Consider the following 18,711-nt stretch of genomic DNA (forward strand, 5'->3'; position numbering starts at 1 on the left):
TACGCCTGCCGCCCGGTTGAGGCGCCGGGGTTCAGCGCAATTTCGGGCGGCGGAGCCGACCGCAAGGCCGAATGGCCGCCCGAGCTTTTGCGAGGAGCCAAGCACACGGATGTGTGCGCCCGGCGCTTGAGGGCTCAAAATTAGACCTCGATTTTCAGCAGTTTGATCGCGTAGCTATCGAGCACCTGGCCGCCCACGCGCTTGGTAGCGTAGAAGTGGACGAAGGGCTTGTTGGTGAAGGGATCGCGGAGCACCTGCGTCGCGGAGCGTTCGGCGATGATGTAGCCCGCCTTGAAATTGCCGAAAGCAATCGGGAACGCGTCTGCCGCGATGTCCGGCATGTCCTCGGCTTCGACCACTGGATAGCCGAGCAGGCGATCGGGCTGGCCTTCGACGAGGCCCGGCTGCCAAAGGAAGGCGCCATCGCTGGTCTTGAGCTTGCGCACTTCGCTGAGCGTGGCGGAGTTCATCACCCAGCTTGCGCCCTGGCGATGTCCGGCCTTCATCGTGTGGACGAGGTCGATCAAACGGCTTTCCGGATTGGCATCGAAACCCTGCGCATCGCCCGAGCCGATATACTGCAGCGAGCCGAAGGGGCGAACCGCGTCTCCCGCAAGCGAGGTTGGCGAGGACAGGAAGCCGAGCGGCTGGTCCGTGCCATTGCCGCCGACGAAGGCGGAACCTTCGGCGCGGGCAAATTCCATTGCCACTTCGCTCGCCAGCCAGCTTTCAAGGTCGAATGCCGCATCGTCCAGCATTGCCTGGCTCGCTGCCGGATTTGCGTAAAGCTCGCCCGAGGGCGGGGCGATTTCGGCGAATTCAGGTGCATCGGTTTCGGGGCGACCGGCAGTTTCGCCCACCCAGCCCGACGCAGTGCCGCCGGTGGTGATGAGCTTGCGATAGCCGGCAGAGCCGACCTGCACGACCTGTGCAAGGCTGCGGATCGGTGAGATCTCCTTCAGCTCGCTGGCGATCATGGCGTCGATTTCGCGCGGGACGGCATAGCCACCATCCTGCGGCACCGCGCCGGAAATCGACTTGATCTCCGCTTCACGGCCACGGCGCAGATAGCCATCGACGAAGCCTTTGACTTCGGGGCTGGCTTCGCTGGTGGCCGAGGCGATTGGCCCAAGGATCGCAGGGCGCGAGGCGGCCTTGCTCACCCGGTCGAGCCGCGCTTTCACTTCATCGACATCGCTGCGCAGCGTGGCGATTTTCTCGTCCGCAGCATCCTGCCGCGCGACAATATCAAAGCTCTCCGTAAGCTGGTCTGTTTCGATCTGTACATCCATAGGGGTATTGGCCTTTCGGTTGGGGTGGGGGTGCTCAAGCGACGCGATGAACCCGGGCGCCGTGTTGCAGGGGGTGGGAGACAAGGCTCACTTCAAACAGGTCGATATCGTGCAGCACGCGGCCATCGGCGGTGCGTTCGTAGCCGCGCGCGCGGTAGCCGAAGCTGAGGCCGCTCACGCGTTTGGCGAGAACATCGGAGACAGCGCGGCTCTCCGGATTGTCGATGCTGGCGATGACACGCAGCCCGCGTGTGTCCTCTTCGGCGAGTTCGACAGTGCCGATCCGCTGGTCCGGATTATGCTGCCAATAGAGCGGGATCGGCTCTGCGCGTTCCGTCAGGGACTTGGCAAAGGCACCGGCGACGATCGTGTCTTTCGCGCCATCGGCAATATCGAACAGCGCGGCATACCCGGCGATCCTCATCGCACAAGCTCCGTCACGCCGAGCCGCACCGCGATGCCGATCAGCAGCAGCGCGCCGATCACTTTCACGATCCAGTCGACCGCAGCTTTCCAGGCGGAGGCTTTTGCAGTCCGCCATGCGCCAAGCAGGTCGCGCAATTCGTCGAGGTCTTCCTGTGCATCGTCATCGCCAAGGCCAAGCTTCTCGACCGCGCGCCGCGCGCCGACTTCGCTGGCTTCCTCGACAATGGCGCGCAATGTGACAAGGTCTGTGCCGCCCGCTTGGGCTTGGGCCATCAGCGCGGCGAGCATGTCTTCGCGGTTCATTGCGTTGCTCCATGATCGAGGCCGAGCAGCGCGCGCTTTTCGGCAGGTTCAAGGAAATCGGCCTCGCTCACCTGCTTCCACAGCCGCTCACGATCTTCGGAAAGTGCAGGCACGCGGTCGAGATCGACACTGAGCTTCGCCTCCGGGAACCACGGCGTAAGGCCTTCGGAAAGGCCCGACAGGATCTTGCCCGCCAGCGGCAGCAGTGTGAGCCGCCACAGCGCGCGATTGGCCTCGCGGTAATTGGCGTAGGTATTGTCGCCCGGCATGCCGAGCAGCATGGGCGGGACACCGAAAGCGAGCGCAATGTCGCGCGCGGCGGCGGCCTTCAGCTCGGCGAAATCCATATCGGCAGGCGAAAGCGAGAGGCTCTGCCACTTGAGCCCGCCTTCCAGCAGCATCGGCCGCCCGGCATTTCCGCCGCCCTGATAAGCCTGCGCCAGCTCGGCCTTCAGCCGCTCGAACTGGTCGGTGGTCAGCCCCGAAGTATCCGCCCCGCCATCATAGACGAGCGCTCCTGATGGCCGCGCCGCATTCTCCAGCAGCGCCCGGTTCCAGCTGGCCGAGGCATTGTGGATCGCCACCGCCTGCTCGGCCGCCGAAAGGCATCCCGCGCCATAGTGATCGTCCGCCGGGTGAAAGCTCTTCAAATGGATGACACAAGGCCAGCCATCCTCATCCTCCACCGGCATTTCCAGCGTGCGATCATTCAGCTTGTAGCGATAGGCGCGCGGCCAGCCATCCTCGCCCGGCACGACCGAAACCCGCTCGGGCCGCAGTGCGAACAGCTCGACCGGCTTGCCGCTGCCATCGCGAGCGACCTGCACGAAGCCGTTGCCATGCAGCAGCAGATGCGCGGCAAGCGTTTCCAGCAGCGACTGCCCGGCACTTGTCGCCTGCACCAGAGCGAGCAGGTCCGGCGCATCGGATTGCACCGGAGCGCCGTCCACTCCCTCCGCGACGATCCGCACCGCGCGCTGCGCCACCGGATTGTCGAGGAACGCGTGGCGAACGGAGTCCCGATACGAAAAAGGCGGCTTCGCGCCGCCATTTTCAAAGGTCCATCCCCAGGGTGACTGAAAGCTGCGCGCCAACGGCACACGAGCCCCGCCATCGCCCTTGAAGGCGGTGCGGAGCGTGTCGATGAAAGACATGCTTGTTTTCTCCTGAATGCGAGTCGTCATTCCCGCGAAGGCGGGAATCCAGCTTTGGATGTTGCCACAGCCACAAGAGCTGGACCCCCGCCTGCGCGGGGGTGACGAGGGTCTAGAAACTGCGAATTGAAGGATGCCCCTTCCGTCCCAGCATCAACTCCGTCAGAGCCCACACCAGAGCATCCGCGCGATCCGGCGACCTGCCCGGGCCTTCATACCCACCGCCGGTCATGATGCCGCAGAGCTGGTCTTCCAGCTTCGGCAGATGCCCGACATGCGCCACGCGGCCGCTTTCGTAGAGGGCTGCGACCGGCTCGGCGCGGGCCACCTTGCCGCGGCTCGCATGGACGAGCTTCACCGGCATCATGCAGTCCGCCGCGCGCAGCACGCTGGCGACCATATCGCCGCCCTGATTGGCTTCGGCGACCACGCGGTCGGCTTTCCATTTGCGCAATGTCACCGCCACCCGCCGGGCCCAGGCCTCCGGGCTGGGCTTGGTGAGCGAGGCGTCTTCTAGAACATAGGCTTTGCCTTCCGCATCCACCCCAGCAACCACGATGCCGCATTCATCGCCGCGCGACGAAGCGGGCGGATCGACGCCGACGACGATGCGCACCATGGTTTCCAGCGTTGCCGGCACCCGGCATTCCTCGAGTAGCAATCGGCTCCACAGCGCGCCTTCGACATCGGCCAGCAGCTCGCCTTCCAACTCCTGCCGACCGAGCGAAGAGCCGCCATATTGCCGCTTCATCGCGGCGAGGAATTCTGCAGGCAGGTTCTCGGCATTGTCGTAGGAGCTGCCGCGCGTCACCACGATGTCGGGATCGCTTCCATCGCCGATGAGCCTGCGCATGAGCGGGACCGCACGCGGCGTGGTCGTTGCCAGCACCTGCGGATGTTCGCCAAGTCGCAGGCCCATTTGCAAATTGTCCCACGCGGTGAGTGCCCGTTCGCCGGCATTGTCCCATTTCGCGATCTCGTCGCACCAGGCGTGCGAATGTTGAGGTCCTCTCAGGCTCTCCGGCTCACCTGCAGAATATAGCGTCGCCTGCGCCCCGCTTGGCCATGTGAGACGGCGGAGCGAGGGCTCGAAATAAGGCCGGTCCTCGCTTCCGTCGCAACACGCGAGAATGCCGCTTTCGCCTTCCACCATCACAGCGCGCGCTTCGCCGATGGACCGGGCAACGAGGGCAATACGCGCCTCGTCGTGCTCCTCTGCGATATGGCGCACCCATTCCGCCCCGGCACGCGTCTTGCCAAAGCCGCGCCCGGCGCAAATCAGCCAGAGCCGCCAATGCGCGGCGGGGGGCATTTGTTCGGCGCGCGCCCACAGCGGCCAGTAGCGTTCCAGAAGGTCGTTTTCGTCATCGCTCAGCTCGCCGAGAAATTTTTGGCGGCGGTCGGTATTCAAACGGAAGAGTGCCGCGCCGCGCTCAATTGCCGTCATGCGCATTGCTCTCCGCCGGCCGAATTCTCCGGTGGCTCGTCAGCTTCCAGCAATTTGTCGGCCGCAGCGCGTCGCTCGCGCATCTTGTCGAGCTTTGCATTCAGGCTGGCGAGCACCGTTGCCCGGTCCCGCTTGCCACGGCGCGCCTTCTCCCGCGCGGCGCTTTCCTTGTGTGCGGCGAGCAAACGCAGCGCGTTGGGAATGTCGAACTTCGCATCGCCCGGCGCGGTGCCAAAGCGCAGCCTTTCGAGCGTTTCCATCTCCAGATTCTCGTAACCTTCAAGGAGTGCGGTGCCCCATTTGCGGCGGAATTCGGGATCTTCCCGGCGGTGCTTGTAGACGTAGGATGTCATTGCGCCGCACTTCGCGGCAGCCTTGGTGACATTCGATGTTTCCGCCAGCTCTTCGAGGAAGATGAATTTCCAATTCTGGGGCAGGTTCTGGTGCTTTTGCTCTTTCCTCGGCTTTACTCTTTTCGCCATGCGTTCGATCCCGTTTTCCTGGCTCGTCCTGCGCTGCGCATCGGGCACGAAAAAGGGCGGCTCCCCTGCGGGACCGCCCTTAAAAACTTCGTGCTGCCGACTCGCTCTATCGCGATGTTCTGCTTCTCTAACCAAATAGTGTCACGATGTCAATATAAAAGTGCCAGATAGGTTATTTTGTTGGACTTGCGGGGAGCTTGCCTGACTGGCGCGGGTGGCATAGAGGCGGCTAAACTCTTCAGCGGGAGATTGACCTTATGATGCGTCTGCTGCGCGGGCTCTATGAATGGACGATGGAAAAGGCGGCCCATCCCAAGGCGGAATGGTGGCTGGCGTTTTTCTGCTTCATCGAATCGAGCTTCTTCCCGATCCCGCCGCATCCGCTGCTTGGTCTCATGTGCTTGGCAGAGCCGAAAAAGGCGATCCGTTTCGCCCTGATCGCGACCATCTCCTCGGTTCTGGGTGCGCTGTTCGGCTATGCGATCGGCTTCTTCCTGTATGAGACTGTAGGCACGTGGATGCTGGGCGTATTGGGACTGACCGAGAGTTTCCCGGTCGCCGCCTGCTACATCCGTGAACAGGGGGCAGCAGCCGTCTTCCTGGCCGCCGGCACGCCCATCCCATTCAAGCTGATGACGATTACCGCGGGCTTCATCGAAATGAACCTGCTGACATTTACGCTCGCATCCATCGCGGGGCGCGCGCTCATTTTCATGGTGGTGGGCATCCTGTTCCAAGTATTCGGTGCGCCGATCAAGGCGATCATCGACAAATATCTTGGCACGGTGACCACGATTTTCGTGGTGCTTGTGGTCGCCGGTTTCGTGGCGATCACCCAGCTAGGCGGAAGCGATGATGCTGCAGATGACGATGGTCACCGCTGCAATAGTGTCACTTCCTTGGAGCAAATCTAGCTCTTCGTGTCCGCGCAATCGGAGAGGAAGCTTCGGCGCGGCCTCTCCAATTAGGCGAATAGTGTCACATCATCATGGTAACGGTCGCGACCGACGTGGTGGCGACAATCGAAAGCAGGGATACGAAAGCGGACACTGTCCCGGCGAGCGTGGTGACGGCGCTACGGTCGGCGCTGGGATCGGCAGCGGCAATGGTGGCGGTCTTTATCATGTGAATTCTCCTTTTGCTGTTGAACTGCGGGAGAATTCGCGGCGACCATCCGATCAGTTACCAGGTCTTTATGCGCAAAAACCGATCACGGTAATCGCCTTGCCACCAGCAGCACCCATGCGAGAAGCCACCCGGCGATCAATTTTCGAACTCCGTCTCAAGAGTGATTTCCGCTGTCAGCAGCTTTGAAATCGGGCAACCCGCCTTGGCTTCGGCAGCCAGCTCTTCGAATTTGATTTGTTCGAGGCCCGGCACCTTGCCCTTGGTGGACAGCGCCGATTTGGTGACAGTGAAGCCGCCGTCATCTTTTTCTAGCGTGACCTCGCATGATGTCGTTAGCGAGCCATCTTCGTGTCCGGCTTCAGCCAGCTTGAAACTGAGCGCCATGGTAAAGCAGCTCGCATGGGCAGCGGCGATCAATTCTTCAGGATTGGTTCCTGCTTCATCTTCGAAACGGGTCTGGAAACCATAAGGCTGCGCGGAAAGCGCGCCGGAGCCGGTCGACACATGACCTTTCCCGCCTTTGCCGAGACCTTCGTAAGTTGCGCTGCCGGTGTTCGTGGTTTTCATGGGAAATCTCCTTTCCCATGAGACGCGCGAGTGGCTGCCGCGTTCCTAGATGATCCCCACGGCCTTTCCGGCGTTTTCGAACATCTGCAGGATCGTCTCGACCTCTTCGCCCGAATGTTCGGCACATAGAGAGCAGCGCAGCAGGGTCATGTTTGCAGGCGTTGCCGGCGGGCGGGCGAGATTGACATAGAGGCCTTCCTCCAGAAGCGCGCTCCACATCGCCGCGCCCTTTTCCAGATCGGGCATGATGACAGCGATAATCGCGCTTTCGGGCTTATCCGTGCCGAGCTTGAAGCCCATTTCGGTGAGCCCGCTGTGCAAGCGCTTTGAATTTTCCCAAAGGTGCGCGCGCTTTTCCGATGCGTCCATCAGTTTGCGGATCGAAGTCGCGGCGGTCGCCACCACGCTGGGCGGCAAGGACGCAGTAAAAACATAGGGGCGACAAACCAGCCGCATGATGTCGAATTTCGGATGGTTGGAAACGCAGAAGCCGCCCACGGTCCCGACGCTTTTCGAGAAAGTGCCGATGATGAAATCGCAGTCGTCGATAACGCCTGCCTCTTCACACACGCCGCGGCCATTTTCGCCGATAAAGCCCATGGAATGCGCTTCGTCGACCAGCACCATCGCGCCGTTTTCCTTGGCGATCCTCACCATTTCCTTCAGCGGCGCGACATCGCCGAGCATCGAATAAACGCCTTCGAGGATGACCAGCTTTCCGGCGCCTTCCGGAATGCGCTTCAGGCGCTTTTCCATCGCTTCGACATCGTTGTGCTTGAACGGTACTACTTCGGCATTGCCCATCGCGCAGCCATCCCAGATGCTGGCGTGGCTATCGATGTCGAGAATGATGTAATCGCCTTTTCCGGCGATGGTAGAGATGATCCCGAGGTTGGCGAGATAGCCGGTCGAAAAGACCATGGCGTGTTCCATGTCATAGAACTCGCGCAGCGCCTCTTCGCATTCCTTGTGGCCCTGGAACGTACCATTGAGAACCCGGCTGCCGGTGGTGCCGGAACCGAAATCGTCAAGCGCCTGTTTTCCGGCCTCGAGCACGTCCGGATCGAAGGTCATGCCCATATAATTATACGTGCCGAGAAGGATGGTGTCGCGCCCGTTACAAATCGCGCGGGTGGGCGAAAGCACCTTTTCCATGACGAGTGAGAACGGGTCCTGCACGCCGCTGGACAGCAGATTTCGCCGCAGCTCAATCGTCTCGTCAAATTTGGAGAACAGGTCCTTGGAATCGCCTTCGAGGGTCTCCGGACGGTCGGACTGCATGATGCCTTCGCTCATAATGGATCAGGCTTCTGTCATCTTGGCGACAGCATCCACAAGCTGGCCGTAAGTCTCGATTTCGGCCTGCTGGTTCATCGAGATGATGATGTCGAACTCGTCCTCGATCGCGGCGACGAAATCCATCACCGTCAGGCTGTCGAATTCCAGATCCCCTGCAAAAGTCGTCGAATCCGTGATGGCGACATCCTTCTTGTTGAAGGGTTCGATGATCGAGCGGATGCGGGTATCGATTTCGGCACGGTCCATAAACGGTCCTGTTCCTTGCTAGAGCTTGTCCTGCTCGCCTCTAGGGCAGGTGCGTGCACGCGGCAAGGGGACGGCGAATGTGTGGACAGCGGCGAGCGGGGCGCGAGTTTGCTCCGGCAGCTGGGAATCAATGCGCGGGCGTTGTGTCTTCAGCCGCATCGACCAAGCCTTTGACCGCCGCCATGAAGGGGCCAATGCTCACTGGCTTCGACAAATAGCCTTCTGCGCCGGAGTCGCGGATGCGCTCCTCATCGCCTTTGCCCGCATAGGCCGTCACGGCCAGCACGGGGACCGAGGCAAGATCGGTATCGGATTTAAGCGTGGCAATCAGATCAAGGCCAGACACATCCTGCAGCTGGATGTCCATGACCACCAGATTGGGAAAGAAAGCGCGCGCGCGCTCGATCGCTTCATTGCCATCTGCAACGGGCTCGACGGCAAAGCCGCCTGCCTGCAGGACATCGCAGAAAAGTTTTCGATTCAGATCGTTGTCCTCGACAACGAGGATTCTCTTCGTCATTGCGCCCCCGAGTCCATCCGTCATAGGTAGCGGAAAGCTACTCTTGGAATACTCCCAAAACGGGAATGCTACAAATGCCGAGCTTTGTAAAATGATGTCTGCGGATGCTTCCGCCCTTGCGCTCGCGGCGCTCGGCTGGATCATGCAGTCGGATGATCGCGCGCATCGCTTCCTCGATCTGACCGGCCTGACGCCCGATGGCCTGCGCGCGGCAATCGGGGATGAAGCGACCCACCGCGCTGTTTTCGAATTTCTCGCAGCTTACGAGCCGGACCTTATCGCCGCGGCAAACGCTTTGAACGTGCAGCCCGAAACCTTTGCGAGAGCCCACAGGGAGATTGGCGCATGAGCCGCCCGCTTGTCATCACCGATTGCGATGAAGTCCTGCTGCACATGGTGCGGCATTTTGCCGACTGGCTCGATACAGAGCATGACATTGCGTTCTCGCTCGATGGCAATCCCTTCGTGCAATCGATGACCCGGCGGCAAAGCAATGAGGTGATCGAAGAGAAAGAAGTCTGGTCCCTGCTCGGCGGGTTCTTCGATACCCAGATGGCTCACCAAACCGCGATCCCCGGCGCGGTGGAGGCCGTTAAAGAGCTACAGCGTGATGCAGACGTTGTGGTGCTGACCAATCTGGTCGATCACCGCAATGAAGCGCGCCGCGCGCAATTGCTGGATGTGGGCATCACAGCGCCGGTCTATACCAATCAGGGGCCCAAAGGTTCTGCACTGCAGGCTATAGTGAAAGAGCATAATCCCAGCCGCGCGATCTTTATCGATGATCTGGCGCAGCATCACGCCTCCGCCGCAGAAATCACGCCGGATGTGCATCGCCTGCATTTCTGTGGAGAGCCTGCCATCGCCCCGCACATCCCCTGTGCGCACAAGGCCGGCCATGCCAATGCGCGGATAGACAGCTGGGCAGAGGCTCTGCCATGGATCCAGAAAACCCTGCATGGAGATGACTGAAATGTCCGTTGAAGCCCGCCTTGCCGAACTCGGCATCACTTTGCCCAAAGCCGCCGCTCCGGTCGCATCCTACGTCCCGGTCGTGGTCACCAACAACATGGCGTTCGTGTCCGGGCAGTTGCCCTTTATCGATGGCGAGCTGGTGACCGGCCGATTGGGCGAGGATGTTTCACTGGAAGACGGGCAAGCCGCGGCGCGTGCCTGTGGCCTGATGATCTTGGCGCAGCTTCGCGCGACCGAAATCCCGCTCGACCGGGTGGAGCGCGTGATCAAGCTGGGCGCTTTCGTCAATTCGACGCCCGCCTATACCGATCAGCCAAAAGTGGCGAATGGCGCTTCGGATCTGATGTTCGAGGTCTTTGGCGAGGCGGGTCGCCACTCGCGCGCGGCTGTGGGCGTTCCGTGCCTCCCGCTGGGTGCCGCAGTGGAAGTCGATGCTATCATCGCGCTGAAAGCTGATTAAGCCGATGGCAGGCGCGCCTGACTGGCTGACGCGCCAGCCCTATGCGCATCGCGGGCTGCACGATGGCGAGCGGCCGGAAAATTCGCGTGCGGCCTTTTCTGCCGCGATTGACGGGGGCTACGGCATTGAATGCGATGTGCGCCTCAGCGCAGATGGCCGCGCCATGGTGTTCCACGATGCCGATCTGGAGCGGTTGACGGGCAATCCGGGCAAGACGGCTGGCAAGCCCGTCGGCGATCTGACCGCGATGATGCTGCTCGGGTCGGATGAGACTATCCCGACGCTGCGCGATGTGCTGGCACAGGTCGCGGGGTCGGTGCCACTCCTCATCGAAATCAAGAGCGACAACAATACCAATATCCAGCGCATGTGTCGCGCAGTGCGGCGCGATCTGGAAGGCTATTCGGAGAACGTCGCGATAATGAGCTTCGATCCGCGTGTCGGACGCTGGTTCGCCAAGGCTATGCCTGATCTGGCGCGCGGGCTCGTTATTACTGAAGAGGATGCGCGAACCCTGTCGGGCGCGGTCAAGCGGCGCATGTCCGTCCGTCATGCAAAGCCGATGTTCCTCGCCTACGATATTCGCGACTTGCCGAGCCGTTTTGCGCGGGCTCAAGCCAAACGCGGACTCCCGTTGCTGACCTGGACCGTGCGCAGCACTGCGCATGTCGAGATGGCAATAAAATGCGGTGCTGTGCCCATTCTTGAAGGGGCCGGGGTGGCGGCATGGGATGCGGCTTCCTAAATCTTTTGAATGGCTGACACAGAGCTTCGCGCGCAGATAATCGGATCGGTTGGCGATATCGCCAAAGCGGACTGGAACGCGCTGGCGGGCGCGGACAACCCCTTCGTCAGCCATGATTTCCTGAGCATTCTTGAGGAATCCGGCAGCGTCGGTCCGGGCACGGGCTGGCAAAGCGCCGCGCTGGTTTTGCGCGATCAGAATAATACCCTGCTGGGAGCTGTGCCTGGCTATCTGAAAGGGCATAGCCAAGGTGAATTTGTGTTCGACCACGCCTGGGCCGATGCCTATGAGCGCGCGGGGGGCTCGTATTACCCGAAATACCAGATCAGTGCGCCATTTACTCCGGCGACGGGGCCTCGGCTGCTCGTGCAGGATGAGGCGTACGCCGCGCCGCTTTTGCAGGCAGTGATGCAGCTTACTGCGAATAATGGCTGGTCGGGCGCGCATGCGACATTTGTCGAGCCGCAACAGGTCCCGCTATTCGAGCAATCGGGCTGGCTGAAACGCGAAGATATCCAGTTTCATTGGAGCAATCGCGATTATGCCAGCTTTGACGATTTTCTCGGCTCGATGACTTCGCGCAAGCGCAAGGATTTGCGCAAAGAACGGCGTGCGGCGAATACCGGCATTACGATCGAAGCGATTTCGGGCGATGACATCAAGCCGGAACATTGGAATGCCTTCTGGCTCTTTTACCAAGACACCGGTGCGCGCAAATGGGGGACGCCCTACCTGACGCGCGAAGCGTTCGATCTATTCGGGCGGCGGATGGGCGACAAGCTCCTGCTTTTGCTCGCCTTTGAGGATGGACTTCCGATTGCAGGGGCGCTGAATTTCATCGGAAGGGACGCGCTCTATGGGCGCTATTGGGGTTGCCTTGCGGACAAGCCCTTCTTGCACTTTGAGCTGTGTTACTACCGCGCAATCGATGCTGCGATCGAGCGGGGTCTGAAAAGGGTAGAGGCGGGTGCTCAGGGCGGCCACAAGCTTGCGCGCGGCTACGAACCGGTCACCACCACCAGCATGCACTGGATCACCGATCCGGGTTTTCGCCAAGCCGTTTCGGACTTCCTCGAAGCGGAGCGGAGCGGCGTGGCGATAGACCGGGATTACCTGTCCCGTCGCATGCCGTTTCGCCGGGGCGATTAAGCTGCTCGGCTGGTTCCGGTCCGAAGCCATTCGCGGGCGCGGCGCTGGGCTTCGCTGATTTCGCGAGCGGTCATTTCGTCCGAGATATCTGCGCGACACCAGCTGGCAGCTTCGTGGCCTTTGGATGCGGCGAGATTGAACCATTTGTGGGCTTCGATCATGTCACAATCCACGCCGTGGCTTCCGGTCGAGAAGGCGACGCCGAGGTCGTAATAGGCGTTGATGTCCCCATCGGCGGCAGCGGCAAGGCAGCATGCGACCATCATGTCGGCGCCGTTGACATCGGCGGCCTCGACTTTGGCAAATTGTTCGATCTTTACGAGTTCCATGATCGTATTCCCCTGTTCGTAGCCGGTGTCTGGATGCCCGGCCTTTCCGATGGGCCGATGTTTTGACGAACGTGGTCAATAATTGGTTAACGCGCCTCCTGCTTTCTTAACACTTCGCAAATGATGGGCGTGAAAATGCGATGATTGCGGGCAATCCGTGTGCTTCGACAGATTGCTCCTTGTGCGCAACTTTCTCGCCCCCTATAGGCCCGCCCGACCACGGCGCTTTTGCAGCCGGGCGCAAACCGATCCGTTCAAGCGGGCAAGCGCTGCTGCAGCAGGAAAAGCGCACCGAAAGGGATTTGGAGTATCTGATGGCAACAGCCATGCATGATGACATAGACGTACTCGCCAAAGCCAAGCGTGCCCTGCCTGCGGATTACACGCCGAGCGAAGATGAAGAGTACATGTCTGCCAGGCAGCTTAATTATTTCAGGGTCTTGCTGCTCGAATGGAAGAAATCCGTCGTCGCAGCGGCAGAGGGCACTTTGCAGAATTTGCAGGATGGCCCAATTCGCGAGCCGGACCTGAACGACCGCGCATCGAGCGAGACCGATTGGGGTATCGAACTGCGCACCCGCGATCGTCAGCGCAAGCTGATCGCGAAGATCGACTCGGCCATGCGGCGGATCGATGAAGGCGAATATGGCTGGTGCGATGTCACCGGTGACCCGATCGGCATCAATCGCCTGATCGCAAGGCCGATCGCCACCATGACTGTCGAAGCACAGCAAGCACATGAACGACGCGAAAAGATTTCGCGCGACGATTGATCCGTTTTGATACAGTTTGACGGGTGAAGCCCCGCATTAACTTTCACTTAGGGTTTTCAGCCCCAACGCGTGGGCATGATTTAGAAATTTGGCCGAGACGGAGCCAGCAGCGCGCGCTTCGCCATGAACGGCCCCGTTTATCGGGAGTTCGAGTGGACGCAATGAGCAATGTCGATACCCGCCAGGTAGGCCGCGATAGCCTGTTCCTGCTCGCCCAAATCCGGGTGGATGGCGAGGACACGCCGGTGCGCGTCAAAGTTCGCAATTTGTCGGCTGGCGGCATGATGGCCGAAGGCAATCTCAACGTCATGCGCGGGGCGCGGGTGGATGTGGAGCTGCGCAATCTGGGCTGGGTCGCAGGTAGCGTCGCCTGGTGCCAAGGCGATCGCTTCGGCATCGCCTTTGTCGACGAAATCGATCCCAAATTGGCGCGCGCTCCGGTGCAGGGCTCCACAGTGAAAACAGACCGGGATGGACGCCCGATGAGCAGCAATGACCGCGATCGCGGACTTCGCAAGCTCTGAACTAGGGTTACGCTCGCGCTGCTTTCGCGCTTTCGGTTGAAGCGGACCCGCTCCGGCCTTATTCGCAGCAGTATGAGCTGGCGCGCAATCTCTTCACGCATTCTCTCGGCAGGCGCAGCCATGCTTCTGTTGGCGAGCTGCGGCGCAGCAAATGATGGCGCTATCGATATTGCTCTAATCGGCGATGAGGATGCGGTGTTTGCAGACAGCCTGCGCTTGTCACCTGGCGCGCAGCACATCCGCGCAGCAACCCAGTCCGGCCTGGTCGCGATGAACAGGCGCGGTGAAGTCGTGCCGTCGCTTGCAGAAAGCTGGGTGCCGACTGAGGACGGGCTGAGCCTCTTCTTCCGCCTGCGCGATATCGACCGCCCCGATGGCAGGGAATTGACCGCGCAAGCCGTGCGTTCCGACTTGCTCGCCACCATCGGCCAGCTTGAGGGAACATCGCTTGGCCAGGACCTGTCCGTGATCGAGGATGTGCGCGCGATGACGGAGCGCGTCCTCGAAATTCGGCTGAGCAGCCCGGAGCCCTATTTGTTACAATTGCTCGCCCAGCCGGAACTTGCCATCCGCCAGCCTGGCGACGGTACAGGCCCGCTCCTGATCGAGCGGACTGAAGATGGAGCGCGGCTGCAATTCAAGCCGCCGCTCGAACGTGGAGAGCCCGAGGATGAGAACTGGCAGGAGGACGTGCGCGAAATAGATGTGCGCGTGGCCGGGCCGCAGGAAGCCATCGCGATGTTCAATGCAGGCGAGGTGCAATTGGTGCTCGGCGGCGATCTTGGCAGCCTGCCACTGGTCGAAACCGGTCCGCTGTCATCGGGCACATTGCGGATCGATGCGGCGGTGGGCCTATTCGGCCTGCTGATCCGCAACGATGAAGGGATGCTTGGCAATTCGGACGTGCGCGAGGGCCTAGCCATGGCGCTTGATCGCGAAGGGCTTCTCGCGGATTTCAATGTCGACGGATTGACCCCGACGACGCGGCCTGTCTCCCCCGGCCTGCCTGGGGATCCCGGCTTCGTGGCCGAGCGCTGGCAGGATATGGCTCTGGAAGATCGGCAGAGCGAAGCCGTCGCCCGCGTGCAGGCCTGGCGGCAACAGTTCGACGAGGGCGACCTGTCGCAGCCCTATACGATCAGCATAGCGATGGGTCGCTACAATGGCTGGGAATTGCTGTTCGATAACCTTGTGCGGCAATTTGCCGGGATCGATATCGAACTTGTTCGCGCCGAAAGCCGCGCGGCCGCCGACCTTGTGCTGATAGACCGTATAGCGCGCTATCCTGCCCCGCGCTGGTTCCTGAACCAGTTCAATTGCTCTGTCCTGCGGACTTTGTGCAGCGAGACAGCGGACGCGCTGGTGGCGGATGCGACCGCACAAACCGATCCCACCCAGCGCGCCACGCTGATGGCGCAGGCTGAGGCAGAGCTGACGCTGGAGAATATCTACATTCCCATCGGTTCGCCCCTGCGCTGGACTTTGGTGCGCGGCAGTGTCGATGGGCTGGAATCCAACGCCTATGCCTTCCATCCCTTGCCCCCGCTCGCGCGCGTACCCAGATGAAGAACGGGAAGGAGCCTGTTGATGGTGGAAAATCGTAAGCCTGTGCCGATGCAGCCGGAGCCGTTTGACGGCCAGGACGCGCGCCCCGGCGCGATGCATTTCGACATGCCGATGGGCAAGGACGTGCATTCGATCCGGCGCCGCATCGAAATGATGGAACAGGTGCTCGAACGCAGCTTCGTCATTCCCGGCATCAATCGCCCGGTCGGCCTCGATTCCATTATCGGCCTCGTGCCCGTGGTCGGCGATATCATTGCGATGGGCATGGGTGCCTACATCGTGTGGGAAGCGCGCAATCTGGGCCTGCCCAAGTGGAAGCTGATGCGCATGGCCGCGAATGTCGGCTTCGATACCGCGGTCGGCGCAGTACCGCTGGTGGGCGACGTGTTCGACTTCATGTTCCGCTCGAACACCCGCAATTTGCGGATCGTTCGCAAGCATCTCGACAAGCATCACCCTGAAACCAAGGTGATCGATCAGTAGCCGCAGCTCTTGCTGCTCACTCTTCCAGTTCGATATCCCAGTACAGCCAATCCCGCCACGTCTCGTGCAGGTAATTGGGCGGGAAGCTCTTGCCCTGTTGCTGCAATTGCCAGCTGGTCGGTTTGATCGGCTTATATTGCAGTTGCATATTGGCCTGCTGCGGGGTGCGACCGCCTTTCTTCATATTGCAGGGCGCGCAGGCGGTGGCGATGTTTTCCCACGTCGTCTTGCCGCCGAGGCGGCGCGGCACGACATGGTCGTAAGTCAGATCCTTTTCGCTCCCGCAATATTGGCAGGCGAAGCGATCGCGAAGAAAGAGGTTGAATCGGGTGAAGGCCGGGAACTGGTTCGGCTTCACATATTGCCTGAGCGCAATGACACTGGGCACTTTCATGTCGAGCGATTGCGAATGCACCGCGCGGTCATAGCTCGCGACGATGTCGACCCGCTCCAGGAACACTGCCTTGATCGCAGTCTGCCACGGCCAGAGGCTGAGCGGATAATAGGATAGCGGCGTATAATCGGCGTTAAGCACCAGAGCCGGGCAGCTTTCCAGCTTGCGCGTGGGATCGTCCTCCGCACTGCGGAAAACAGCGGCCCGTTCCATCAATTCGGCTTTGAACACTTTGGGTGTCCTCCCGTGATTGGCCTGAGTTGTGCATTTGCACGGGAAAGCGTCAAGACTGTTACAGACAGGCTTTCCACAGGGTTGTGAACACAAGCAGCTTTCTGCCATGGCGGCGGGCAGCATCATGATCGTCACGCGCTTCGCCCCAAGTCCTAATGGTTCGCTTCATCTTGGCCATGCCTATTCGGCCATTGTGTCGCATGATCTGGCGCGAGATGCGGGTGGACGTTTCCTGCTGCGGATCGAGGATATCGATGGCGCGCGCTCGCGGCCCGAGCTGGCCGATGAATTCCGCGCCGATCTCGAATGGCTGGGACTTGAGTGGGAGGAAGTTCCCGCACAATCCACCCGGCTGGCGAGCTACGAGCGGGCCGCAGCGCGGTTGGTCGAGATGGGTTTGCTCTACCCCTGCACCTGCACACGGGCTGAGATTGAGGCGCTGGAGCCGCGCATGGGGCCGCAGGGATTTATCTATCCCGGCACCTGCAAAGGGCGCAATTGGGATCCTGACAAACCGGCGGCGATGCGGCTCGACGTCATGGCGGCGATGGAAAAGGCGGGATCGCTGGTGTGGGAGGACGCCATTACGGGCGAGCAGAGCGCCGATCCGCGCGAGTTTGGCGATGTCGTGCTGGTGCGCAAGGATGCGCCCGCCAGCTATCACCTCGCCGCCACGCTAGATGATGCGGCGGACGGAGTTACTCTGGTGACACGCGGCATGGATCTGTTTCACGCCACCCATATCCATCGCCTGCTGCAAGCCTTGCTCGACCTGCCGGTGCCGCGCTGGCATCACCACGATCTGCTGCTCGATACGGACGGGCAGAAGCTCGCCAAGCGGCGGAGTTCTCCGTCGCTGGCGGATCGGCGCATAAGCGGGGAAGATGGCAAAGAGCTGGCGGAAATGCTGCGTATGGGCCAAATGCCGGGTGGAATAAGCCTGTCACGCTACCCACATGGTGTCACATGAACACATTTCTGACTATCGTCATTATCTTCCTGTCCATCATGGTCGTGGTGTCGCTCGTGCGCGGCGTTATTGCCTTTTTGCAGACCACGAAGGTTGATCTGGAGAAAGGCGGCGCGAATTCGCAAGAGCTGCAGATGCGCCAGAACAAGGCAATGTTCGCGCGGATCAAATACCAGGCCGCCGCGGTCGCGGTCGTGGTGATTCTGCTGCTGGTCAATAGCTGATCAGGCGCGACTGTAGGGGGCAGAGATGGTCAAGTTGAACAAGATTTACACTCGCACGGGCGATGACGGCACGACCGGGCTGGTCGACGGCTCGCGCCTGCCGAAGCATGCTCTGCGTATGGAAGCCGTTGGCGCGGTAGATGAGGCGAATTCCGCCATCGGCCATGCCGCAGTGGTGATGCAAGGCGATCACGCCGCTCACATCGAGCGTATCCAAAACGATATGTTTGATCTGGGTGCCGATCTGGCAACGCCGCTGGGAGAAGTTGGCGGCGAGGATTTCGAACCGTCCGAAATGGTGTTGCGCATGGTTTCGGCACAATCCGAATGGCTTGAAGCGCGTATCGATGCGCTCAACGAAAAACTTGAGCCGCTCAGCAGCTTTGTCCTTCCCGGTGGCAGCGAAGCCTCGGCTCGGCTGCACATGGCGCGCGCCTGTGTTCGCCGCGCCGAACGCCGCCTGACCGCCCTATCAGAAGCAGAACCGGTCAATCCGGCTGCTCTGACCTACATCAATCGTCTTTCGGACTATCTTTTCGTTCTGTGCCGCATCATGAATGACAATGGCGCTGCAGACGTGACCTGGACGCCCGGCGCCAACCGCTGATTGCGCCGGAAAAGCCGGAACATCTCCGCAGCCTGAACCGTTGGTCAGGCAAAGGAGATTTCACCATGGCAAACAAGAAAATCGACAGCCCCGAAGAACGTCAGGCCAAGCTTGCGCCCGAAACGCACAATGACGAACAGGACGATCACCGCATGCAGGCTCAGGAGGTGTCCGAGCAGGCGCAGGCGACAACCAGCGAAACCGTAAGCCCGCTTGAAAGCAAGAAGGTGAGCGAATCCATCGGTGTACAAGGCGCATCGAAGCAGGACATGATCGACCAGATGTCTGAAATGGAAAGCTCTGGTCGCATCGATATGGATGCCTATGCAGGCGAGCCCAATCATGACGACAATGTCGACAAATACGGCAAGAACAAAAAGCCGGATGGCCTTCGCGGTGATGGCACCTGATAGC

General features: G+C 60.8%; 27 protein-coding genes. 14 read left to right on the forward strand and 13 right to left on the reverse strand.

The annotated features are described in order from the left end of the window. Positions 1-140: 140 nt before the first annotated feature. The 6 genes from I5L03_RS03020 to I5L03_RS03045 all read right to left on the reverse strand — a co-directional run bounded on the left by I5L03_RS03020 (position 141) and on the right by I5L03_RS03045 (position 5,104). The gene (locus I5L03_RS03020) at positions 141-1,292 is read right to left on the reverse strand and encodes a phage major capsid protein (protein ID WP_197920208.1); all 1,152 of its coding nucleotides are present in this window, start codon (positions 1,290-1,292) and stop codon (positions 141-143) included. A gap of 34 nt (positions 1,293-1,326) precedes the next feature. Beyond that, on the reverse strand, positions 1,327-1,716 hold the full coding sequence (locus tag I5L03_RS03025; protein WP_197920209.1) for an HK97 family phage prohead protease: 390 nt from the start codon (positions 1,714-1,716) through the stop codon (positions 1,327-1,329). After that, positions 1,713-2,021 carry a DUF6127 family protein gene (locus I5L03_RS03030; protein WP_197920210.1) on the reverse strand — a complete coding sequence of 103 codons (309 nt, stop codon included), beginning with the start codon at positions 2,019-2,021 and terminating at the stop codon, positions 1,713-1,715. The genes I5L03_RS03025 and I5L03_RS03030 overlap by 4 nt, the downstream gene beginning before the upstream one ends. Next, complete coding sequence (locus I5L03_RS03035) at positions 2,018-3,175, reverse strand: phage portal protein (protein ID WP_197920211.1); 1,158 nt, start codon at positions 3,173-3,175, stop codon at positions 2,018-2,020. The genes I5L03_RS03030 and I5L03_RS03035 overlap by 4 nt, the downstream gene beginning before the upstream one ends. Before the next feature lie 112 nt (positions 3,176-3,287). After that, on the reverse strand, positions 3,288-4,628 hold the full coding sequence (locus tag I5L03_RS03040) for a DNA-packaging protein (RefSeq protein ID WP_407647593.1): 1,341 nt from the start codon (positions 4,626-4,628) through the stop codon (positions 3,288-3,290). Next, on the reverse strand, positions 4,619-5,104 hold the full coding sequence (locus I5L03_RS03045) for a hypothetical protein (protein ID WP_197920213.1): 486 nt from the start codon (positions 5,102-5,104) through the stop codon (positions 4,619-4,621). The genes I5L03_RS03040 and I5L03_RS03045 overlap by 10 nt, the downstream gene beginning before the upstream one ends. Before the next feature lie 260 nt (positions 5,105-5,364). On the opposite strand from I5L03_RS03045, the gene I5L03_RS03050 reads away from it, so the two are divergent. Continuing rightward, on the forward strand, positions 5,365-6,018 hold the full coding sequence (locus I5L03_RS03050) for a YqaA family protein (RefSeq protein WP_197920706.1): 654 nt from the start codon (positions 5,365-5,367) through the stop codon (positions 6,016-6,018). 64 nt (positions 6,019-6,082) lie between these two features. Here I5L03_RS03050 and I5L03_RS03055 read toward each other — a convergent pair whose 3' ends face one another. From I5L03_RS03055 to I5L03_RS03075, 5 genes are all read right to left on the reverse strand, one after another. After that, complete coding sequence (locus tag I5L03_RS03055) at positions 6,083-6,229, reverse strand: hypothetical protein (protein WP_197920214.1); 147 nt, start codon at positions 6,227-6,229, stop codon at positions 6,083-6,085. Between the two features lie 138 nt (positions 6,230-6,367). After that, on the reverse strand, positions 6,368-6,799 hold the full coding sequence (locus I5L03_RS03060; RefSeq protein WP_197920215.1) for an OsmC family protein: 432 nt from the start codon (positions 6,797-6,799) through the stop codon (positions 6,368-6,370). Between the two features lie 45 nt (positions 6,800-6,844). Beyond that, complete coding sequence (gene spt / locus I5L03_RS03065) at positions 6,845-8,095, reverse strand: serine palmitoyltransferase (RefSeq protein ID WP_197920216.1); 1,251 nt, start codon at positions 8,093-8,095, stop codon at positions 6,845-6,847. Between the two features lie 6 nt (positions 8,096-8,101). Beyond that, positions 8,102-8,344 (reverse strand): acyl carrier protein, encoded by a 243-nt coding sequence (locus I5L03_RS03070; RefSeq protein WP_197920217.1) that lies wholly within the window; start codon positions 8,342-8,344, stop codon positions 8,102-8,104. Between the two features lie 127 nt (positions 8,345-8,471). Beyond that, a complete protein-coding gene (locus I5L03_RS03075; protein WP_197920218.1) occupies positions 8,472-8,864 on the reverse strand; it encodes a response regulator in 393 nt (130 codons plus the stop codon). A 91-nt stretch (positions 8,865-8,955) separates the two neighbouring features. On the opposite strand from I5L03_RS03075, the gene I5L03_RS03080 reads away from it, so the two are divergent. Genes I5L03_RS03080 through I5L03_RS03100 form a run of 5 tightly spaced genes read left to right on the forward strand, consistent with a single transcriptional unit; the run spans position 8,956 to position 12,193 of the window. Then, positions 8,956-9,213 carry a DUF3572 family protein gene (locus I5L03_RS03080; RefSeq protein ID WP_197920219.1) on the forward strand — a complete coding sequence of 86 codons (258 nt, stop codon included), beginning with the start codon at positions 8,956-8,958 and terminating at the stop codon, positions 9,211-9,213. Next, positions 9,210-9,836, forward strand: a complete 627-nt coding sequence (locus I5L03_RS03085) for an HAD family hydrolase (RefSeq protein WP_197920220.1) — start codon at positions 9,210-9,212, stop codon at positions 9,834-9,836. The genes I5L03_RS03080 and I5L03_RS03085 overlap by 4 nt, the downstream gene beginning before the upstream one ends. 1 nt (position 9,837) lies before the next feature. Beyond that, positions 9,838-10,299: a RidA family protein gene (locus I5L03_RS03090; RefSeq protein ID WP_197920221.1), complete on the forward strand. Its 462-nt coding sequence runs from the start codon at positions 9,838-9,840 to the stop codon at positions 10,297-10,299. A 4-nt stretch (positions 10,300-10,303) separates the two neighbouring features. After that, positions 10,304-11,044 carry a glycerophosphodiester phosphodiesterase family protein gene (locus I5L03_RS03095; RefSeq protein ID WP_197920222.1) on the forward strand — a complete coding sequence of 247 codons (741 nt, stop codon included), beginning with the start codon at positions 10,304-10,306 and terminating at the stop codon, positions 11,042-11,044. 9 nt (positions 11,045-11,053) lie between these two features. Further along, positions 11,054-12,193, forward strand: coding sequence for a GNAT family N-acetyltransferase (locus I5L03_RS03100; RefSeq protein WP_197920223.1), 1,140 nt, complete (start codon positions 11,054-11,056; stop codon positions 12,191-12,193). Here I5L03_RS03100 and I5L03_RS03105 read toward each other — a convergent pair. Next, positions 12,190-12,522, reverse strand: a complete 333-nt coding sequence (locus I5L03_RS03105; protein ID WP_197920224.1) for a sel1 repeat family protein — start codon at positions 12,520-12,522, stop codon at positions 12,190-12,192. The two genes, I5L03_RS03100 and I5L03_RS03105, sit on opposite strands and share 4 nt — an antisense overlap. Before the next feature lie 314 nt (positions 12,523-12,836). Here I5L03_RS03105 and dksA point away from each other — a divergent pair, with 314 nt between their 5' ends. The 4 genes from dksA (at position 12,837) to I5L03_RS03125 (ending at position 15,868) form a co-directional block, all read left to right on the forward strand. Beyond that, the gene (gene dksA / locus I5L03_RS03110) at positions 12,837-13,295 is read left to right on the forward strand and encodes an RNA polymerase-binding protein DksA (protein WP_197920225.1); all 459 of its coding nucleotides are present in this window, start codon (positions 12,837-12,839) and stop codon (positions 13,293-13,295) included. A 161-nt stretch (positions 13,296-13,456) separates the two neighbouring features. After that, the gene (locus I5L03_RS03115) at positions 13,457-13,819 is read left to right on the forward strand and encodes a PilZ domain-containing protein (RefSeq protein ID WP_197920707.1); all 363 of its coding nucleotides are present in this window, start codon (positions 13,457-13,459) and stop codon (positions 13,817-13,819) included. Between the two features lie 72 nt (positions 13,820-13,891). Next, the gene (locus tag I5L03_RS03120; RefSeq protein WP_197920226.1) at positions 13,892-15,385 is read left to right on the forward strand and encodes an ABC transporter substrate-binding protein; all 1,494 of its coding nucleotides are present in this window, start codon (positions 13,892-13,894) and stop codon (positions 15,383-15,385) included. Positions 15,386-15,478: 93 nt separating this feature from the next. Beyond that, complete coding sequence (locus tag I5L03_RS03125; RefSeq protein ID WP_197920708.1) at positions 15,479-15,868, forward strand: DUF4112 domain-containing protein; 390 nt, start codon at positions 15,479-15,481, stop codon at positions 15,866-15,868. Between the two features lie 16 nt (positions 15,869-15,884). Here the strand turns inward: I5L03_RS03125 and I5L03_RS03130 are convergent, their stop codons facing one another. Next, entirely contained in the window at positions 15,885-16,493 is a 609-nt protein-coding gene (locus I5L03_RS03130) for an HNH endonuclease (RefSeq protein ID WP_197920227.1), read from the reverse strand. A gap of 127 nt (positions 16,494-16,620) precedes the next feature. Here I5L03_RS03130 and gluQRS point away from each other — a divergent pair, with 127 nt between their 5' ends. From gluQRS to I5L03_RS03150, 4 genes are all read left to right on the forward strand, one after another. Beyond that, positions 16,621-17,466, forward strand: coding sequence for a tRNA glutamyl-Q(34) synthetase GluQRS (gluQRS, locus tag I5L03_RS03135; RefSeq protein ID WP_197920709.1), 846 nt, complete (start codon positions 16,621-16,623; stop codon positions 17,464-17,466). After that, positions 17,463-17,690 (forward strand): HIG1 domain-containing protein, encoded by a 228-nt coding sequence (locus I5L03_RS03140; protein WP_197920228.1) that lies wholly within the window; start codon positions 17,463-17,465, stop codon positions 17,688-17,690. The genes gluQRS and I5L03_RS03140 overlap by 4 nt, the downstream gene beginning before the upstream one ends. A 25-nt stretch (positions 17,691-17,715) precedes the next feature. Further along, a complete protein-coding gene (locus I5L03_RS03145) occupies positions 17,716-18,297 on the forward strand; it encodes a cob(I)yrinic acid a,c-diamide adenosyltransferase (RefSeq protein ID WP_197920229.1) in 582 nt (193 codons plus the stop codon). A gap of 65 nt (positions 18,298-18,362) precedes the next feature. Further along, positions 18,363-18,707, forward strand: a complete 345-nt coding sequence (locus tag I5L03_RS03150) for a hypothetical protein (RefSeq protein WP_197920230.1) — start codon at positions 18,363-18,365, stop codon at positions 18,705-18,707. Positions 18,708-18,711 lie beyond the last annotated feature (4 nt).

This window comes from Aurantiacibacter sediminis (assembly GCF_016019885.1).
Classification (GTDB): Bacteria; Pseudomonadota; Alphaproteobacteria; order Sphingomonadales; family Sphingomonadaceae; genus Alteraurantiacibacter; species Alteraurantiacibacter sediminis.

Bases quoted from the DNA above. Each gene is read 5' to 3' on its own strand.
- I5L03_RS03020 (WP_197920208.1), bottom strand. From the start codon at position 1,292: ATGGATGTACAGATCGAAACAGACCAGCTTACGGAGAGCTTTGATATT.
- I5L03_RS03025 (WP_197920209.1), bottom strand. From the start codon at position 1,716: ATGAGGATCGCCGGGTATGCCGCGCTGTTCGATATTGCCGATGGCGCG.
- I5L03_RS03030 (WP_197920210.1), bottom strand. From the start codon at position 2,021: ATGAACCGCGAAGACATGCTCGCCGCGCTGATGGCCCAAGCCCAAGCG.
- I5L03_RS03035 (WP_197920211.1), bottom strand. From the start codon at position 3,175: ATGTCTTTCATCGACACGCTCCGCACCGCCTTCAAGGGCGATGGCGGG.
- I5L03_RS03040 (WP_407647593.1), bottom strand. From the start codon at position 4,628: ATGCGCATGACGGCAATTGAGCGCGGCGCGGCACTCTTCCGTTTGAAT.
- I5L03_RS03045 (WP_197920213.1), bottom strand. From the start codon at position 5,104: ATGGCGAAAAGAGTAAAGCCGAGGAAAGAGCAAAAGCACCAGAACCTG.
- I5L03_RS03050 (WP_197920706.1), top strand. From the start codon at position 5,365: ATGCGTCTGCTGCGCGGGCTCTATGAATGGACGATGGAAAAGGCGGCC.
- I5L03_RS03055 (WP_197920214.1), bottom strand. From the start codon at position 6,229: ATGATAAAGACCGCCACCATTGCCGCTGCCGATCCCAGCGCCGACCGT.
- I5L03_RS03060 (WP_197920215.1), bottom strand. From the start codon at position 6,799: ATGAAAACCACGAACACCGGCAGCGCAACTTACGAAGGTCTCGGCAAA.
- spt (WP_197920216.1), bottom strand. From the start codon at position 8,095: ATGAGCGAAGGCATCATGCAGTCCGACCGTCCGGAGACCCTCGAAGGC.
- I5L03_RS03070 (WP_197920217.1), bottom strand. From the start codon at position 8,344: ATGGACCGTGCCGAAATCGATACCCGCATCCGCTCGATCATCGAACCC.
- I5L03_RS03075 (WP_197920218.1), bottom strand. From the start codon at position 8,864: ATGACGAAGAGAATCCTCGTTGTCGAGGACAACGATCTGAATCGAAAA.
- I5L03_RS03080 (WP_197920219.1), top strand. From the start codon at position 8,956: ATGATGTCTGCGGATGCTTCCGCCCTTGCGCTCGCGGCGCTCGGCTGG.
- I5L03_RS03085 (WP_197920220.1), top strand. From the start codon at position 9,210: ATGAGCCGCCCGCTTGTCATCACCGATTGCGATGAAGTCCTGCTGCAC.
- I5L03_RS03090 (WP_197920221.1), top strand. From the start codon at position 9,838: ATGTCCGTTGAAGCCCGCCTTGCCGAACTCGGCATCACTTTGCCCAAA.
- I5L03_RS03095 (WP_197920222.1), top strand. From the start codon at position 10,304: ATGGCAGGCGCGCCTGACTGGCTGACGCGCCAGCCCTATGCGCATCGC.
- I5L03_RS03100 (WP_197920223.1), top strand. From the start codon at position 11,054: ATGGCTGACACAGAGCTTCGCGCGCAGATAATCGGATCGGTTGGCGAT.
- I5L03_RS03105 (WP_197920224.1), bottom strand. From the start codon at position 12,522: ATGGAACTCGTAAAGATCGAACAATTTGCCAAAGTCGAGGCCGCCGAT.
- dksA (WP_197920225.1), top strand. From the start codon at position 12,837: ATGGCAACAGCCATGCATGATGACATAGACGTACTCGCCAAAGCCAAG.
- I5L03_RS03115 (WP_197920707.1), top strand. From the start codon at position 13,457: ATGAGCAATGTCGATACCCGCCAGGTAGGCCGCGATAGCCTGTTCCTG.
- I5L03_RS03120 (WP_197920226.1), top strand. From the start codon at position 13,892: ATGAGCTGGCGCGCAATCTCTTCACGCATTCTCTCGGCAGGCGCAGCC.
- I5L03_RS03125 (WP_197920708.1), top strand. From the start codon at position 15,479: ATGCATTTCGACATGCCGATGGGCAAGGACGTGCATTCGATCCGGCGC.
- gluQRS (WP_197920709.1), top strand. From the start codon at position 16,621: ATGATCGTCACGCGCTTCGCCCCAAGTCCTAATGGTTCGCTTCATCTT.
- I5L03_RS03140 (WP_197920228.1), top strand. From the start codon at position 17,463: ATGAACACATTTCTGACTATCGTCATTATCTTCCTGTCCATCATGGTC.
- I5L03_RS03145 (WP_197920229.1), top strand. From the start codon at position 17,716: ATGGTCAAGTTGAACAAGATTTACACTCGCACGGGCGATGACGGCACG.
- I5L03_RS03150 (WP_197920230.1), top strand. From the start codon at position 18,363: ATGGCAAACAAGAAAATCGACAGCCCCGAAGAACGTCAGGCCAAGCTT.